Genomic DNA, 16914 nt, shown 5'->3' with positions numbered 1-16914 from the left:
TAAAGATCTTCAGCAAGCTCTGATTTTCAACATCGCCATCCGGAGACCCGCATGAGCAATTCCGCCCCATTTGCCGATCCGCAATTCGACATCACCAGCAGCGCCCAGCTGGAAGCCCTCTTCGGCCAGCCCGGCGAAGCTTCGTTGCTCAAGGAACTGGACTATCTGCATCCGCACTATCGCCGCTGGATAGAAGCTGCGCCGTTTCTGGCGCTGGCCACGGCTGGCCCGGAAGGCCTGGATTGTTCGCCGCGCGGCGATCCGGCCGGCTTTGTCGACGTGCTTGACGAAAAGACGCTGGTCATTCCTGACCGCCGCGGCAACAACCGCATCGACAGCCTGCGCAATCTGGTGCGCGATCCGCGTCTGGCTTTGCTGTTCCTGATTCCCGGCCAGGGCGAAACCTTGCGCGTCAACGGCCGCGCCCGCATCAGCACCGACCCGCAGCTGCTGGAAAACTATGCGGTCGATGGCAAGCTGCCCAAGCTGTTGCTGATCGTGGCGGTGGAGGCGGTGTTTTTCCAATGCTCGCGTGCAGTGGTTCGCGCCGGCCTGTGGGATGCCGGGCAGCATGTCGCCAGGGGGCGTTTGCCCAGCCCCGGCCAGATTCTGTCGGCGACCAGCCAGGAGAGCATAGATGGCGCCGCTTATGACAGCGCCTTGCCGGAGCGCGTGCGCAGCACCTTGTATTGACGACTGCCGCGTCCATAAAAGGAAAGGGCCAGTGCATCGCACCGGCCCTTTTGTATTAAGCAGAGCTATTCGCAGGACTCAACGCTGCCAATGTCCCGGCTGGAAGTGCCAGCCACCGCGCGGGCCTTGCTGCCAGTGCGCCGGCTCGTAGTGGCGATAGCCGCGACGCACGCGCTCCCAGTGACCGCCGACCCAGACATGACGATGGCCGTCCCAGGCCCAGTAGCCGGGCGCCCAGGCGTAGCCGGCGCGTACCGGCGGCGGCGCTTCATAGCGCGGTGGCGGCGGCGGCGTGCCGATCTGCACGGTGACGTTGCCGCGCACCTGCGCCTGGGCGGCCGGCGCCACAAAGGCAGCGCTCAGGGCGAGTGTGGCAGCGATGCTGGCGAGTACCCATCTTGCTGATGGCATGGGCGATGTGTCTGATGTTTTTTTCATGATGAGCTCCGACTACAGTGGATGAATGACTACTTCGTCTGGCTGATTCTTTTCCGGCGTTCTTGCTGTTCTCGCGGTCTGGATCTGGATTCAAGGCGTGCCGGTTTGCCGGCGCTGCTAAAAGTCAGCAGGCATCTGCGCTGAATTCGATTTGAATCTAAGCCAAGTTTTGGAGGCGATCTGTAATTTTGTGTTTCATTTGTATGAAAGAACACGCGTTGCAAAATCGCTGCAATTTGAGTTCGGAGATCAAGTCATGCCCTGGAACGGCTTGTGAGTGCGATGTGCGTCATGCGAGGATATTGCTGACAAAAGCCTGAAACGGATTTCTTGTTGCAATTTCAGGCGCGCCAGAAACATTCCACGCCACGCCAGCCAACGCCACTTGAACAAAGTCCGTCGCCACGGGCTGCATTTCCGGGAGAGAACAATGAAAAAAACGTCCAGACCATCCTTGCTGCGCGCGCGCAACGGTCATGAAGCCCGGGTTTCCTACGCCGAGCTGTTCTTCGATCTGATCTATGTATTTGCGGTGACCCAGCTGTCGCATCGCCTGTTGGCCGATCTCAGTCTGAACGGCGCTATCGAAACCCTGGTGCTGTGGTTCGCGGTCTGGCTGGCCTGGCAATACACCTCCTGGGTCACCAACTGGTTCAATCCGGAAACCCTGCCGATCCGCTCGCTGCTATTCGCCATCATGCTGGCCGGCCTGCTGATGGCGGCGGCGATTCCCGATGCCTTCGGTGCGCGCGGCCTGATCTTCGCCCTGAGTTATGCCGCGATCCAGGTCGGCCGCACCGTGTTCGTCCTCATCAGTCTGGGGCGCAGGCATGCGCTGACGCCGAATTTCACGCGCATGCTGGGCTGGCTGATCATTTCAGCGGCGTTCTGGATTGCCGGCGGTTTGCTGCCGGAACAGCGCCTGATGCTGTGGGTGGTCGCCGTGCTGTGCGAATACCTTTCGCCCATGATCGGTTTTTATCTGCCCGGCCTGGGGCGTTCACGCACCGACGAGTGGACCATCGAAGGCGGCCATCTGGCCGAGCGCTGTCAATTGTTCGTGATCGTGGCGCTCGGTGAAACCCTGCTGGTGACCGGCGCCACGCTGGCGCATGAGCATGCCTGGGAGTGGCCGGTGCTGATCGCGTTTCTGGTCAGCTTTGTCGGCGCGCTGGCGATGTGGTGGATGTACTTCGACACCAGCAGCAAGGACGGCAGCGCAGCCATCGTGCGCTCCGACGACCCCGGCCGCATCGGCGCGTATTTTCATTATGTGCACGTGATCATCGTGGCCGGCATCATCCTGTGCGCGGTCGGCAACGAACTGGTGATCGCCCATCCCGACCAGCGCATCGCCAGTCTGAGCGCCGCCGTGCTGCTGCTCGGCCCGGCCATTTATCTGCTCGGCAACGGTATCTACAAGCAGGTGGTGTATCGCCGCTTTCCGCTGTCGCACATCGGTGGCCTGGTCTTATTGGCGGTGCTGGCGCCGCTCTCTTATCTGACCGATCTCTTGATGGTCAGCGGCCTGACCTCGGCCTTGCTGGTGCTGGTTGCCGGCTGGGAAGCCTGTTCGCGGCGCGCAGTGCGAATGAACTACATGGACGAGCACGCCAGCAATTTCTGATCTTCTTCAGCGGGGGAGGCGGAGCCGCCGGCATTCAGACTCCCCCGGTTCCACTTATTGATAGCTCATGGTGAACATCACCGAGCTGGAGGCTTTGCCCGGCGATACCGTCTTTTCGGTCTGGTAAAACGCGGCCTGCATGGGGAAATCGACATTGCCGCCGGCGCCGGCCTTGTAAGCCGGCACGTTCAGCACCTCGTTGAGCTTGATGGCCTTGCCATCGTTCCCCATCAGCTTGATACCGATGCCTTTTGCGCCCGATTTGCCGTCCAGCGCGATCACGCTCTGATCCTTGTTGAGAATGCTGGTGGTCGGGTCCAGCCTGATTGTCATGCGCTGGATACTGGTCGAGCAATTTCTCATGCTGACGCTGAAGTCCCTGTTCCTGGTGCTGCTGCCCACACCGGTAAATTCGCTGGATTTGTAGCTGCCGAGATTGACGCTGACATCCGGCGTGGCGCAGGTGCCCACGATGATATTCACACTGCTGAAATTGATCGCGACCTGGGCCTGGCTGAAATCGAAATTATCGTCATCGGCGTCCGGCACGCGCTCTTGCCCTGCGCCCGCCGTGCCGAAGCGGCCGCCATTGACGAGGCCCCCTTCGATTGCGGCAATTTTTACCAGCGCCACCCGCAGCCGCGCCGGCATGGAGCCGGTGGTGACATTGTTGCCGCTGCTCTGTTCACCGAAGCTCAGGAGCATGGTGGGCGAAGCCGGGATGGCCCTGGCCGAATTGGTCTTCGCCGCGATCATGCCGACGCCCGCGAGACTGGTCCGGTACACCGGATAACTGCTGCCATCGATGGTGAAGGTCTGGCCGGTATTGGCGAGCGTGGATCCGACCCCGGCCCCGACCCAGCGATTGGCGGGAACGTTTCTGCAGATGTAGTTGCTGACGGAAGAGGACGTCCATTGTGAGATGCGCGTGCCGACCGGCGTATCGCGCGGCACGGTGATGCTGGACGGCAGGCTGATGCTGATGGGCCCGTCCTGGTTGGTGCAGCGGGTTTGCGCAGCAGCCTCGACGGCCGCGAATAAGCTGGAGATCCCTAACAGCAGGGACAGCAGAAATCCGTTCAACGAAGACGTGCGATGTTTCATTTTGATCTTGGGAGTAGAAAAAAGGGGGCAGGGCGGAATGAACTCAGGGGCCGCGCTAAGCACAAAGCCCGGTTCCGGAGAAAACCGGGCCGGGCTTTTTGCCATGGCGCGCTGTTTGCAGAGACCTTTTCAGGCCCTGAAACTGGACTTACAGATACACCACTTCCAGCGTAGCCGAACCATCCAGCGGCACGTCTTGCGTCAGCGGCAGGTTTTCCGGCTTGTTCAGCACGGCTTGTACATTGATCTTGGCAGCCAGGGTCTTGATGGCGGCCGGCGAAGTCGCGCCGCCCTGGGCGAACGAGAAGTAGTTGCCGGCGTTATCCAGACCGCCGTTGTTGGCGCTCCAGCTGCTGCCGCTGTTGGCGGAGTAGATGCCGCTGACGGCCTGGCTGTCGCCGGTGGTGGCCGCGTTGTCCATGCTCAGCGCATAGCCGCCGACATTCTTGCCTGCCACGGTGCCCAGGCCGAAGTTGAAGCGTTCTTCGGAGCTGCTCGACACGCCCGCCACGATGCCGGCGACCTTGGAAGCGGCGCGATTGTCAGCCAGCTTGATCGCCATCTTGGTCGGCGAATCGCATTTGATGTTGAGGTCGATCTGTTTCTTGTCCAGTGTCTTGAACTGGCCGGCCGGCAAGGTGCTGGCCTGGATGGTGCCGTAGTCGACCACGCCGCCGGCGGCGAAGGTCGGGGTGCAGGCCACCGGCTTGATCACGCCTTTGACTTTCAGTTCGGCGGTATCGGCGGCGTGCGCCAGGTTGGAGACCAGAGCAACAGCAAACAGGGTGGAAGCGGCGATGAGGTTTTTCATGATGTTTTCCTAAAAAAGTAAGTTGAATTCAGTGCATCGCATTCGGCTGTCTGGCCTGACTGGTTTGTCTGATGCAGTGACGTCATTGTGCTTTTTCAGGTCTCGCATTTATATGAGAAAAGTCTCAAAACGGACATGAGAAACCGGTTCAATAAAGGCAGTCTCTGAATGGATACAGGTTTGACGGCCGTCGCGGCTGCGGCCCGCAAGTCGCTGGCGGCGTGCCTGGCCACCGGGTCGGTAGAGTAAAATAGCGCCTTCGCGCAGCCAGCAAGCGGCCACCCGCCGCCGCCAGTGCAAGTCTCGGGGCAACCGGGATCCGCCGGCCTGGCTGTCTGCCGATGCGGCGGCGTTGCCGTTCGCCTGCAATGAGAGCATCACGAAGCTCTCCGATCTCTGAATTGCTAGCACCCGAGTACTACTGAAAGCTGAAAGCCTGCGCATGCTGCGAATTACCGAAATCCAACTTCCCCTGAATCACGCCGAAGCCGAACTGCCGGCAGCGATCATCGATCGTCTGGGCATTGCCGCCGGGGATTTGCTCAATTTCACGCTGTTCCGGCGCAGCTACGATGCCCGCAAGAAATCGGCGGTCACGCTCAATTACACGGTGGATGTCGAAGTCGCCGACGAGGCGGCGCTGCTGGCGCGCCATCAGAACGCCAAGAACATCGGCCCCACGCCCGACACCAGCTACCACTTCGTCGGCCGCGCGCCGAGCAATCTCAAGAGCCGCCCGGTGGTGATCGGCACCGGGCCCTGCGGCATTTTCGCCGGCCTGATTCTGGCCGAGATGGGCTTCAACCCCATCATCCTGGAGCGCGGCAAGATGGTGCGCGAACGGACCAAGGACACCTGGGGCCTGTGGCGCCAGCGCGAGCTGCAGCCCGAATCGAATGTGCAGTTCGGCGAAGGCGGCGCCGGCACTTTCTCCGACGGCAAGCTGTACAGCCAGGTCAAGGATCCCAAGCATTACGGCCGCAAAGTGCTGACCGAATTCGTGGCGGCCGATGCGCCGCCGGAAATCATGTACGTCAGCAAGCCGCACATCGGCACCTTCCGTCTGGTGAAGATGGTGCAACTGATGCGCGACAAGATCACCGCGCTGGGCGGCGAATTCCGCTTTCAGCAAAAGGTCGACGACATTCTGATCGAAGACGGCCGCGTGCGCGGCGTGGTGCTGGCCGGCGGCGAGCACATCGAAACCAGCCATGTGGTGCTGGCCATCGGCCACAGCGCGCGCGACACCTTCGAAATGCTGTACGAGCGCGGCGTATACATGGAAGCCAAGCCGTTCTCGATCGGCTTCCGCGCCGAGCACCCGCAATCGATGATCGATCAGTGCCGCTTCGGCCCGGCCGCCGGCCATCCGATTCTGGGCGCGGCCGATTACAAGCTGGTGCATCACGCCAACAACGGCCGTTCGGTCTACAGTTTCTGCATGTGTCCCGGCGGCACCGTGGTGGCGGCGACGTCCGAGCCGGGCCGCGTGGTCACCAACGGCATGAGCCAGTATTCGCGCAATGAGCGCAACGCCAACAGCGGCATCGTGGTCGGCATTTCGCCGGCCGACTACCCCGGCCATCCCTTGGCCGGCATCGCCTTCCAGCGTCAATGGGAAAGCCGCGCCTACGAACTGGGCGGCGGCAACTACGACGCGCCGGCGCAACTGGTGGGCGACTTCATTGCCAACCGGCCTTCCACGGCGCTGGGCAGCGTGACGCCCTCGTACAAACCGGGCGTCAGGCTGGGCGATCTGAATCCGTCCTTGCCGGATTACGCCATCGACGCCATCCGCGAAGCGCTGCCGATGTTCGAGAAGCAGATTCGCGGCTACGCCATGAACGACGCGGTGCTGACCGGGGTTGAAACGCGCACCTCCTCGCCGGTGCGCATCCGTCGCAACGACGAGGATCTGCAGAGTCTGAATACGCGGGGTTTGTATCCGGCGGGCGAGGGTGCGGGTTATGCCGGCGGCATCATGTCGGCCTCGATCGACGGCATCCGCGTGGCTGAAGCGCTGGCGCTGGACATGCTGGCGCAGAGCGCCTGAACGCAAGCGCAGCCGTCTGAGCCAGACCGAGGCTGAGGCATGACGAGGCTGAAGGATGAAAAACAAAAGGCCGTCTGAAGATTCAGGCGGCCTTTTTAATTTGTCCGGCCCGAACTGCAGGCCGTGTGCTTCTGTGTATTTCTATCTGCTTCCAGCTGCTCCCGCTGATGGGCGGGAGTGCGCCGATTTACTTCTTGGCGCGGCCGGTCGTCTTTTCAGCCGCTTGCGTGAATTGCTTGGCGGCGTTGTTCAGATTCGCTTCCAGCGTTTCGACGGCTTGCTTGGTGCTCTTCGACAGTTGTTCGTAACCGGCGTTGGCATTGCTGATGGTGGCCTTCAGCAGGGACACCATGTTTTCGGTGCCCGGAGGCGCGTTCTTGCTCACTTCGTCAACCAGTGCGCTCAGTTTGCGGCTGGTGTCGGCGATCTGTGCTTCTGCGGCTTTGGTGAATTCAGCCTGGGTGCCGGAAACGATGCCAGCCAGATGACGGCCGTAGGCAGCGACTTTCTCTGCATTCGGCTGGGCTTGTGCTGCGCTCAGCGACAGCGCTTCCTGCGGATCCTTGGCGCCGGCCAGTTGCTTGAAGGCGGCGGAGGATTCTTCCAGCGATGCCTTGGTGGCGCTCAGGTTCAGTTCAACGATCTTTTCCACGCCTTCAAAAGCCTTGGTGGTCAGTGTGTTGATCAGATCCAGTTGAGCCTGGAAGTGGGACTTGGTCGCAGCGGAAAATTGGTCTTGGTACGAAAACATCTTTATCTCCTCAGTATGGTGAAACATTCAGAAGTAGTAGGCGGCTTCGGACTTCAACACAGGATTTGTGCGCCGCAACAAATCCATATTTTACGCACTTGTTTGGTGAGGTCAAGCGTATTTTGTGCGATGCACAAACTTATTTGCCGACCGCTCGTGCGCTTTTTTTCACCATGATCGTACCCCTCTGAAAATCAATTTGGTGCGATCTTTTGGCGATGAGCGAATATCGTGCATGAACTCTTTTGGCGATGCATTGATTTCTCTCAAACCTGTATATGTGGCGGCAATTCATGCACGACTACCCCTGCGTCGGATTGCTCGAAGGGGCAGCCGTGGCTGACCTCGATGCCGCGCAGTCCATCCTGATAACCCTGGCTCCAGCGCCATTCAATTGAGCCGTGCGAGAAATTGGCATCCTTGGACGCCATGTTCCAGTCGCGTCCGGCGTAGGGCAGCCGCACGATATGCATGGTAGTGTCGGCGCCCAGCTCGGCCATCATCTTGCGATCGGCGGCGTTGAGCAGCGCCGGCGGCAGACGCTTGTACAGATCGCGCGCGGCCCGGCGCAGTTGGTATTGCTTCAGATAGGCTTCGATATGGCGCTGCGAACGCGAGGCGAAGGTCACATCCTTCTGACGCGTCTGCACCGCCTCATAAGTGGTCGGCTCGGGGCCGTCGGCGTGCCACAGATCGACCATCATGCACAGCGTATCGAGCCGCGCCTCGTCGTTGAGCACGGCTTCCAGCGGCGTGTTCGAATACAGGCCGCCGTCCCAGTACAGCTCGCCGTCCACCCGCACCGGCGCGAAGGCCGGCGGCAGGGCGCCGCTGGCCATCACGTGATCGACCCGCAGGCGTTCATTTTTTGTGTCGAACTTGGACAGCGTACCGCAGGTCACCTTGACTGCGCTGACCGTCAGGCGGATGCCGGAGCCGCCGTTCAGATAATCGAAGTCGACGTGATTCTCCAGCGTCTGCTGCAATTCGGCGGTGCTGTAAAAACTGGCTTCTTCAGCCGGCACCGGCAGGCCCAGCGCAAACGGACTGAAGGGGCGCGGGCGAAAGAAGCCGGGCACGCCGCGCACGAAGGTATCCATGGTCGTCATCAGCGTACTGAGCTGGCGCGTGGCGTCGGGCAGTTGCTGCAGGTCGAACAGATCGGGATGCGCCACGCCTTCCCAGAAGGAGCGCAGCTTCTCGATGCGGGTTTCGCGCGGATTGCCGGCGATGATGGCGGCGTTGATGGCGCCGATGGAGGTGCCGACCACCCAGTCCGGCGTCAGGCCGTTCTCATGCAGGGCCTGATAGACCCCGGCCTGATAGGCGCCGAGCGCGCCGCCGCCCTGCAAAACCAATGCCACACGTGGCTTGGGCTTGCTGGCGTTTCTGGCGGGGGAGGTTTTGGAACGTGAACGGGGAGACGAAGATTTGCTGCTTCCGCCGGCACCCTGGTCCGGATCTTTGCGCATGATGCTCTTCTTTCTGATGGCGTATATAGAAGATCGCAAAACAGCTCAAACGTTCAGCCACCGGCGCGATGAAAGGCGGCGCTGAATAATACAGGCGCTAGCATAGCGCGCTTGCGCCAGGCGTGCGCCGGCAGCCGGGCCGGAAGCAGAAAGATCGGCGGGATATAGGGAGCAGGCAAACGGCGGCGAACTCAGCCGCGCGTGCTTTTCCAGGAGTCGAACAATTGCCGGGCCTGGGTTTCCATCTGCGCCGCCGGCACTTCATGTGCGCGATGGTAGATCATCAGCGCATACAGGTCGGCCAGTGCATTGACTTCAGGCGACAGCGCGCATTCCTCGCCGGTGGCGGGGCGTTGCAGGCGCCAGTAATTGATCGCCTGTTCCAGATCGGTAAGAGAGATCGAAGGTTCGTCCATCACTGCATTGTACTCCGGGAATACTGTTCAAAAACACAGGTAAATCCGGTTCGCCAGATCCACCATGAAAGAGGGTTGCAGGTAAGCCATGAACACCAGCGCCAGCACCGCGCCTCCCGCTACGCCCAGCAGCAGACGCCGAGGCCGAGGCCGGGAGAGGCCCGGTTTGGAAGGCGATTCGGACGAAACGTTCATGGGCGTGAGGGGATCGGGGCTCAGGCCGCTGCCGGCGCGCGCCGGATGGCCTGTTCATTGATCGGCAGATTGACCAGCGCCGCAAACAGGCCGAGCGCCAGCGTGATCATCCACACCGTGTCGTAGCTGCCCTGGCGGGTAAACAAGTAGCCGCCCAGCCACACGCCCAGGAAACTGCCGACCTGATGCGAGAAAAACACGAAGCCCGACAGCATCGACAAATACTTCAGGCCGAAGATGCTGGCCACGATGCCATTGGTCAGCGGCACCGTGGACAACCACAAAAAGCCCAGCGCTGCCGCAAACAGATACACCGACCAGGGCGACAGCGGCGCCAGCAGGAACAGCGCGATGGCGATGGTGCGGCCGAAATAGATGCCCGACAGCAAGTAGCGTTTCGGCAATCTGCCGCCCAGCTTGCCGGCGTAATAAGAGCCGAAGATATTGAACAGGCCGATCAGCGCCAGTGCGATCACCGCTACGCTGGGATTGGCGATGCCCTTGTCCTTCAGATAAGACGGCAGGTGCGCGCCGATGAACACCACCTGAAAGCCGCACACGAAATAGCCGGCCACCAGAAACTGAAACGGTCGATGGCTGAAAGCCTCGCGCGTGGCTTCCCAGATGCTTTGTTCATTGGCCAGCGCCACGCGCGGCGGCTCCTTCAGGCGCAGGGCCATCGGAATCATCGCCAGCAGCACCAGCGCCGCCAGCCAGAAGAACGCGGGTTGCCAGCCGGTCAGCGAAATCAGTTGCTGCTCCACCGGCATCATCATGAACTGGCCGAAGGAGCCGGCGGCGGAAGAAATGCCGAATGCCCAGGAGCGTTTCTCCGGCGGCGCGCTGCGGCCGACGATGCCGCTCACCGCACCGAAGGCGGTACAGGCCAGCGCGCCGCCGATCAGCACACCGGAGCCGATGATGAACAGCGTCGGCTGATCCACCAGCGCCATCCACAGCAGGCCGCCGGCATACAGCAGCGCCCCCAGCACGATCACGCGCGCGGTGCCGAAGCGGTCGCAGGCCATGCCGGCGAACGGCCCGATCAGGCCCCACATCAGATTCTGCATTGCCAGCGCCAGCGAAAAGGTCTCGCGGGTCCAGCCGTGGGCCTGAGAAATCGGTTGCAGCCAGAAGCCCAGTCCATGCCGCACGCCCATGGCCAGCGTCAGCACCACGCCGCTGGCGATCAGGACGGTTTTGAAATCGGGGGCGCGGGAAGTCTGGAACATGTGTCTCTCTTGAGAATGGTTATTCGTTTTTTTTCTAAAGGCCGGGCAAGTTTAACGTAAAGGCCCCGGTATCGGGCCCGGGCGCGGGATCCTGGCGGGTTTGTGCATGTGCAAAAAACGGTCCCGATCTGCAAGAAACCGGCTTTTGGGTTACCGTTCGGGCAGGTGTTTTGCTGCGTTGCGGCAAACAACGAGCAGCCTCAATCTTTCCCGGAGAACCCATGCCCATCCCTCTCTTTGCCCTGGCGCTCTGCGCTTTCGCCATCGGCACCACCGAATTCGTGATCATGGGCCTGCTGCCCGAGATGGCGGCCGATCTGCAGGTCAGCCTGCCGGCGGCCGGCTATCTGGTCAGCGGCTATGCGCTGGGCGTGACCATCGGCGCGCCCATCCTGGCCTCCGTCACCAGCCGCATTGCGCCCAAGCGCGCACTGTCGCTGCTGATGGTGATCTTCATCATCGGCAATCTGATGTGTGCGCTGTCCTCCAACTACAGCTTGCTGATGCTGAGCCGGGTGGTGACTTCCTTCGCCCACGGCTCCTTCTTCGGGCTCGGCGCAGTGGTGGCCACCAGCCTGGTCGCCAAGGAGAAACAGGCCAGCGCGATCGCGCTGATGTTCACCGGCCTGACGCTGGCCAACGTGATTGGCGTCCCGGCCGGCACCTTGCTCGGTCAGAACTTCGGCTGGCGCGCCACCTTCTTCGGCGTCACCCTGATCGGCGTGATGTCGCTGGCCGCCATCCTGTACTGGCTGCCCAAGGCGATCAAGACCTCCGACGGCGCCAAGGAAGACAGCGCCGCTCTGTGGCGCAGCCTGCCGGTGTGGCTGGCGTTTGCCACCACCGTGATTTTCTCGGCCAGCACCTTCGCCGTGTTTACCTTCATCGCACCTATCCTGCGCGACCTCAGCGGCATCTCGCCGCGCGGCGTGGCCGGCGTGCTGCTGCTGATCGGCGTCGGCCTGGCGCTCGGCAATCTGCTGGGCGGCAAGCTGGCCGACCGTAGCGTGATGGCGGCGCTGCGCACGATTTTCTCAGCGCTGGGCGTGGTGCTGCTGGTGTTCATGTACACCAGCCACTATCCGGTGGCGGCCATCGTCACCGTCTTCCTGTGGGGCATGGCGGCGTTTGCCGCCGTGCCGGCCTTGCAGATGAATGTGATGAACAAGGCTGCCTCAGCGCCGATTCTGGCCTCGACCATGAACATCGGCGCCTTCAACCTCGGCAACGCGCTCGGCGCATTCGGCGGCGGCGCAGTGCTGAGCCTGAACTTCGGCCTCAGCGGCATTCCGCTGCTGGGCGCGATTCTGGCTTTCCTGGCATTGGCCTGCGCACTGCTTGGCGCCGGCCTGGATCAGAAGGTCGCGCGCGCCAATGCTGCCGCCTTGTGTGCGGACTGAGGGTCTGATTCGGCACAACGCGCAACTCCAGGTACCCCCGCGCAACGCAAGCCTGCCGCACATCTTCTGCGGCAGGCTTTTTTATTTTCTCTCCGCATTTGTCCGCCTTGTCTTCAGCTTGCTCGCTGAACGCATATCGATGCGCGCAATTCTCAGCATGAAAATTCCCAACTAAGTAATACGAAATGCTTCGTTCAGCATCGCGGCGTACTTTGTTTTAATGATCCTCCACATAAGCCGGCCGGTTTTCATCGCCAATGGCTATATACGATTGGAAGGGTCACCGCATGTCAGCCGTCATCGAAGCCGCAGCTTCAGCATTTGCACCTCAGGATCAGGGCAGCATTGCTCTGCCGAAACGCGCACGCCGCATTCACAGCGAGCAGGAAGCCTTGCAGGTCGCCGCCGAACTGGCGCAGGAACTCAGCCGGGAAGCCGCGCAGCGCGACCGCGAACGCCGTTTGCCGCACCAGGAAATCCAGCGCTTCTCCGAGACCGGCCTGTGGGCCATCACCGTGCCCAGGGAATACGGCGGCATCGGCGCCTCATGGGTGACGGTGGCCGAAGTGTTTCGTCTGATCTCCGCCGCCGATCCTTCCATCGGCCAGATTCCGCAAAACCACTTCGGCATTCTGAACGTGCTGCGCAATGCCGCCAGCCACGAGCAAAAGCAATTCTTCTTCAATGAGGCCCTGCAGGGCGCGCGCTTCGGCAATGCCGGGCCCGAGCGCACCAGCAAGCACGTGCTCGATGTGCGTACACGCGCGGAACTCGACACCGGCGCCGGCGACGGCAGCTATCTGCTGACCGGCACGCGCTTCTATTCCACCGGCGCCTTGTACGCGCACTGGGTACCGACGCGTGCGCTGGATCAGGACGGCAAGAATCTGTTCGTGATCAACCAGCGCCAGGCTGCCGGCCTGAGCGTGGTGGACGACTGGTCCAGCTTCGGTCAGCGCACCACCGCCAGCGGCACCGTGATTTTCGACAAGGTGCGTGTGCCTGCGGCGCAGGTGGTGCACATGCAGGGTTTTCTGCAACAGGCCAACAACATCGGCCCGGTGGCGCAGCTGATACAAGCCGCCATCGACGCCGGCATCGCGCATGCGGCGGTGGAAGACACCATCGCCTTTGTCTCGCGCCGCTCGCGGCCATGGGTGGACAGCGGCGTCGAACGCGCCGGCGACGACCCGCTCACCATTCGCGAAGTGGGCGATCTCAAGATCCGTCTGCACGCGGCCGATGCCTTGCTGGAACGCGCGGCGCGCACGCTCGATCAGCAACCGGAAAAGATCGATTTCGCGCAAATGGCCAAGGCCTCGATCGACGTTGCCGAAGCCAAGGTGCTGAGCACCGAACTGGCCTTGCGCGCCAGTGAAAAACTGTTCGAACTGGCCGGCTCGCAAGCCACGCTGGCCGAACACAATCTGGATCGCCACTGGCGCAATGCGCGGGTGCATACCCTGCATGATCCGGTGCGCTGGAAGGTGCATGCGGTCGGCAACTATTACCTCAACGATGTGCCGCCGCCGCGCCATGCCTGGAGCTGAGCGGCAGCCTTCGCTCCCTCCGGCAATCCCCGCACTTCATAAAGAAAAGCAGATCGACATGACACAGACCGCAAGCATTTCCGAAGCCGCACGCCCGGTATCGGGGCCCAACACGCAACGCGTGGTCACCCGCATCCGCGACGATGCCGAAGCCCTGCAAGCTGCACACAAACTGGCCGCCGAGCTGGTGCAGCAAGCCTCGGACCGCGATCGCACGCGCCGCCTGCCGTGGGATGAGCTGGACCGCTATGTGCGCTCCGGCCTGTGGGGCATCACGGTGCCGAAACAATACGGCGGCGCCGGCGCGTCCAACGTCACGCTGGCGCAAGTGTTCGCCATCATCGCGGCCGCCGACGGTTCGATCGGGCAGATTCCGCAGAATCACTTCTATGCGGTGGAAATCCTGCGCGTCAATGGCAGTGAACAGCAAAAACGTTTCTTCTTCGAACGCGTGCTGCAGGGCGATCGCCTCGGCAATGCGCTGGCCGAACTCGGCACGCGCAATTCCAACGAACGCAAGACGCGCCTGACGCGCGATCCGGATGGCGTCGGCTATCGCATCAACGGCCGCAAGTTCTACGCCACCGGCGCGCTGTATGCGGACTGGGTGCCGACTTCGGTGATCGACGACGATGGCGTGCAGCAGCTCGCCATTGTGCCGCGTCACGCGCCGGGTCTGAGCATCGTCGACGACTGGACCGGGTTTGGCCAGCGCACCACCGGCAGCGGCACCGCGCTGTTCGACAACGTGCAGGTGCCGGTCGACGCCGTACTGGGTTTTCAGGCGTCCTTCGCGCGCCCGACCACGGTTGGTCCGCAGGCGCAACTGATGCACGCCGCCATCGATCTCGGCATCGCGCGCGCGGCCTATGACGACCTCATCGTGTTCGTCAAGACCCACTCGCGGCCCTGGGTGGATGCCGGCGTCGAGAAAGCCAGTGAAGATCCGCTGACGATTCATGAAGTCGGCAATCTCAGCATACAGCTGCACGCCGCCGAAGCGCTGCTGGAGCGCGCTGCGCGCAAGGTCGATCTGGCGGCTGCCGATCCGACCGACGAAACGGTGGCCGCCGCCTCCATCGCCGTGGCCGAAGCGCGCGTGCTGAGCACCGACATTTCGCTGGCCGCCGGCAGCAAGCTGTTCGAACTGGCGGGTTCGCAATCGACGCTGGCCGAACACAATCTGGATCGCCACTGGCGCAATGCCCGCACGCACACGCTGCACGATCCGGTGCGCTGGAAATATTTTGCGGTCGGCAATTACTACCTCAACGGCAAGAAGCCGCCGCGTCATGGCGCCATCTGATCTTTCAATTGCTGTCGCATCGGCCGAACGCTTGATCTGCAGCGCCGGCCGATGTCGAATGCGCCGCCGCTGAAGGCGGCCGCGTCACTTCCGGCGACATGGCAATGGACGTTCGCCGCGACTCATCGATGCCGTTCGGCAGCCGTATCTTTGCCGTAGACCGGCATAGCTGCAAGGCATTTAAAAACACATTCAAAGACCATTCAGGGGAACAGACAGATGTCGCATTTCGAGCACCGCCGCGCCACGCGCCGGCATTGGATTCAGCTTTCGGTGGCCGCCACACTGGCCGGTGCGGCACTGGCGCCGCTGGGCGCTTCGGCGCAGACCGCCGGCGGCACGCTGGTCGCCATCGTGCAGCCGGAACCGGTCACGCTGACCGGCGCCGTCAATACCGCGCAACCGACCTCGCTGATCGCCACCAATGTCTACGACGGTTTGCTGTCCTACGACAACGAACTCAAGCCGCATGGTCAGCTGGCCGAGCGCTGGGAGGTTTCGAAGGACGGACTGGCGATCACCTTCCATCTGCGCCAGGGCGTCAAATGGCATGACGGCAAGCCCTTCACCTCGGCTGACGTCAAATGGTCGGTGGAGAATGTATGGAAGACCATCCACCCGCGCAACAAGGCGATTCTGGTCAACCTGACCCAGGTCGACACGCCGGACGCCAATACCGCCATCTTCCGCTTCACCAAGCCCTCGCTGGCGTTGCTGTCGACGCTCAATTCCTGGGGTGCGCCGGTGCTGCCCAAGCATTTGTATGAAGGCACCGACGTCCTCAACAATCCGAACAATAACAAGCCGGTCGGCACCGGCCCCTTTGTCTTCAAGGAATGGAGCAAGGGCAACTACATCACGCTGGAACGCAATCCGAATTACTGGGAGAAGGGCAAGCCTTACCTCGACAAGATCATCTTCAAGGTGGTGCCGGATGCCGGGGCCCGCGCCGCCACGCTGGAGAACGGCGACGCGCAGTACGCCGTGTTCAGCCCGGTGCCGCCCAAGGAAGCGCAGCGTCTGGCCGAGTCCGGCAAGGTCAAGGTCGAGACCAACGGCTATCAATGGTCCTCGCCGGTGCTGTATCTGGACTACAACCTGAGCAACAAGTACCTGAAGGATGTGCGCGTGCGCCGCGCCATCGCGCACGCCGCCAATCTGGAGGGCCTGAACAAAGTGGTCTGGTACGGCTACGGCAAACCGGCGGTCAGCATCGTGCCGACCACGCTCACCCAGTTCTTCGACGGCAGCGTGCCGCGTTATCCCTACGATCCCAGGAAGGCCGAAGCGCTGCTGGATGAGGCCGGCTTCAAACGCGGCGCCGACGGCGTGCGCTTCAGTATCAGCAACGACTATCTGCCCTACGGCGAGGACTATCGCCGCACCGCCGAGTATCTGAAGCAATCGCTCAAGCGCGTCGGCATCGAGGTCAACATCCGCAGTCAGGACACCGCCGCCTTCACCAAGCGCGTCTACGGCGACCGCGACTTCGATACCGCGATCACCTGGAACGCCTCCTTTCCCGATCCGCAGATCGGCCTGACGCGCATGTACTGGTCCGGCTGGATCGGCAAGAACGTGCCCTGGACCAACAGCTCCGGCTACAAGAACGATGAAGTCGATCAACTGATCGAGCAGGCGCAGGGCGCGGCTACCCAAGCCGAACGGGTGGCGCTGTTCAAGAAATTCCAGCAGATCACGCAGACCGATCTGCCGACGCTGCCGCTGATCGAGCTGCATTTCTTCACCGTGCATTCGCCGCGCCTGAAGGGCATCACGCAGGACGGTGACCAGTCGCAGGGTTCGCTCAAGAACGCCTGGCTGGATCAGTCCGCCAATCCTGCCCGCGCCGCCAAATGAATATCG

Annotated in this window: 15 protein-coding genes; 7 read left to right on the top strand and 8 right to left on the bottom strand. The window is 62.0% G+C overall.

Annotated features, from left to right (window positions below; translation table 11 throughout):
* Nucleotides 1-51 precede the first annotated feature (51 nt).
* Nucleotides 52-693 (top strand): pyridoxamine 5'-phosphate oxidase family protein, encoded by a 642-nt coding sequence (locus PQR62_RS22735; protein WP_408160341.1) that lies wholly within the window; start codon nt 52-54, stop codon nt 691-693.
* A 78-nt stretch (nt 694-771) separates the two neighbouring features.
* Here PQR62_RS22735 and PQR62_RS22730 read toward each other — a convergent pair whose 3' ends face one another.
* Entirely contained in the window at nt 772-1131 is a 360-nt protein-coding gene (locus tag PQR62_RS22730; RefSeq protein WP_408160339.1) for a YXWGXW repeat-containing protein, read from the bottom strand.
* 430 nt (nt 1132-1561) lie between these two features.
* On the opposite strand from PQR62_RS22730, the gene PQR62_RS22725 reads away from it, so the two are divergent.
* Nucleotides 1562-2758: a low temperature requirement protein A gene (locus tag PQR62_RS22725; protein WP_408160337.1), complete on the top strand. Its 1197-nt coding sequence runs from the start codon at nt 1562-1564 to the stop codon at nt 2756-2758.
* Between the two features lie 54 nt (nt 2759-2812).
* Here the strand turns inward: PQR62_RS22725 and PQR62_RS22720 are convergent, their stop codons facing one another.
* Nucleotides 2813-3862 carry a fimbrial protein gene (locus PQR62_RS22720; RefSeq protein ID WP_408160335.1) on the bottom strand — a complete coding sequence of 350 codons (1050 nt, stop codon included), beginning with the start codon at nt 3860-3862 and terminating at the stop codon, nt 2813-2815.
* A gap of 148 nt (nt 3863-4010) precedes the next feature.
* Nucleotides 4011-4673 (bottom strand): DUF1120 domain-containing protein, encoded by a 663-nt coding sequence (locus PQR62_RS22715; RefSeq protein WP_408160334.1) that lies wholly within the window; start codon nt 4671-4673, stop codon nt 4011-4013.
* A gap of 442 nt (nt 4674-5115) precedes the next feature.
* On the opposite strand from PQR62_RS22715, the gene PQR62_RS22710 reads away from it, so the two are divergent.
* Complete coding sequence (locus tag PQR62_RS22710; RefSeq protein ID WP_408160332.1) at nt 5116-6726, top strand: NAD(P)/FAD-dependent oxidoreductase; 1611 nt, start codon at nt 5116-5118, stop codon at nt 6724-6726.
* Between the two features lie 187 nt (nt 6727-6913).
* On the opposite strand, the gene PQR62_RS22705 is transcribed toward PQR62_RS22710, so the two are convergent.
* From PQR62_RS22705 to PQR62_RS22685, 5 genes are all read right to left on the bottom strand, one after another.
* Nucleotides 6914-7477: a phasin family protein gene (locus PQR62_RS22705; RefSeq protein ID WP_408160330.1), complete on the bottom strand. Its 564-nt coding sequence runs from the start codon at nt 7475-7477 to the stop codon at nt 6914-6916.
* A gap of 266 nt (nt 7478-7743) precedes the next feature.
* Complete coding sequence (locus tag PQR62_RS22700) at nt 7744-8949, bottom strand: patatin-like phospholipase family protein (RefSeq protein ID WP_408160328.1); 1206 nt, start codon at nt 8947-8949, stop codon at nt 7744-7746.
* Between the two features lie 191 nt (nt 8950-9140).
* Nucleotides 9141-9365, bottom strand: a complete 225-nt coding sequence (locus PQR62_RS22695; RefSeq protein ID WP_408160327.1) for a DUF3717 domain-containing protein — start codon at nt 9363-9365, stop codon at nt 9141-9143.
* A 27-nt stretch (nt 9366-9392) separates the two neighbouring features.
* On the bottom strand, nt 9393-9560 hold the full coding sequence (locus tag PQR62_RS22690; RefSeq protein WP_408160325.1) for a hypothetical protein: 168 nt from the start codon (nt 9558-9560) through the stop codon (nt 9393-9395).
* Between the two features lie 20 nt (nt 9561-9580).
* Nucleotides 9581-10792 carry an MFS transporter gene (locus PQR62_RS22685; RefSeq protein ID WP_408160323.1) on the bottom strand — a complete coding sequence of 404 codons (1212 nt, stop codon included), beginning with the start codon at nt 10790-10792 and terminating at the stop codon, nt 9581-9583.
* A gap of 221 nt (nt 10793-11013) precedes the next feature.
* Between PQR62_RS22685 and PQR62_RS22680 the strand changes: the two genes are divergently transcribed.
* From PQR62_RS22680 to PQR62_RS22665, 4 genes are all read left to right on the top strand, one after another.
* Entirely contained in the window at nt 11014-12192 is a 1179-nt protein-coding gene (locus tag PQR62_RS22680; protein WP_408160322.1) for an MFS transporter, read from the top strand.
* A 287-nt stretch (nt 12193-12479) separates the two neighbouring features.
* Entirely contained in the window at nt 12480-13742 is a 1263-nt protein-coding gene (locus PQR62_RS22675; protein ID WP_408160320.1) for an SfnB family sulfur acquisition oxidoreductase, read from the top strand.
* Between the two features lie 58 nt (nt 13743-13800).
* The gene (locus PQR62_RS22670; protein ID WP_408160319.1) at nt 13801-15048 is read left to right on the top strand and encodes an SfnB family sulfur acquisition oxidoreductase; all 1248 of its coding nucleotides are present in this window, start codon (nt 13801-13803) and stop codon (nt 15046-15048) included.
* A 219-nt stretch (nt 15049-15267) separates the two neighbouring features.
* Nucleotides 15268-16908 (top strand): ABC transporter substrate-binding protein, encoded by a 1641-nt coding sequence (locus PQR62_RS22665; protein WP_408160318.1) that lies wholly within the window; start codon nt 15268-15270, stop codon nt 16906-16908.
* Nucleotides 16909-16914: the final 6 nt, after the last annotated feature.

Origin of the sequence: Herbaspirillum lusitanum, from assembly GCF_046025995.1 — a bacterium.
GTDB lineage: Bacteria > Pseudomonadota > Gammaproteobacteria > Burkholderiales > Burkholderiaceae_D > Herbaspirillum > Herbaspirillum lusitanum_A.
The sequence above is the reverse complement of the archived record's forward strand: the minus strand, read 5'-3'. Positions and strand labels throughout refer to the sequence as shown.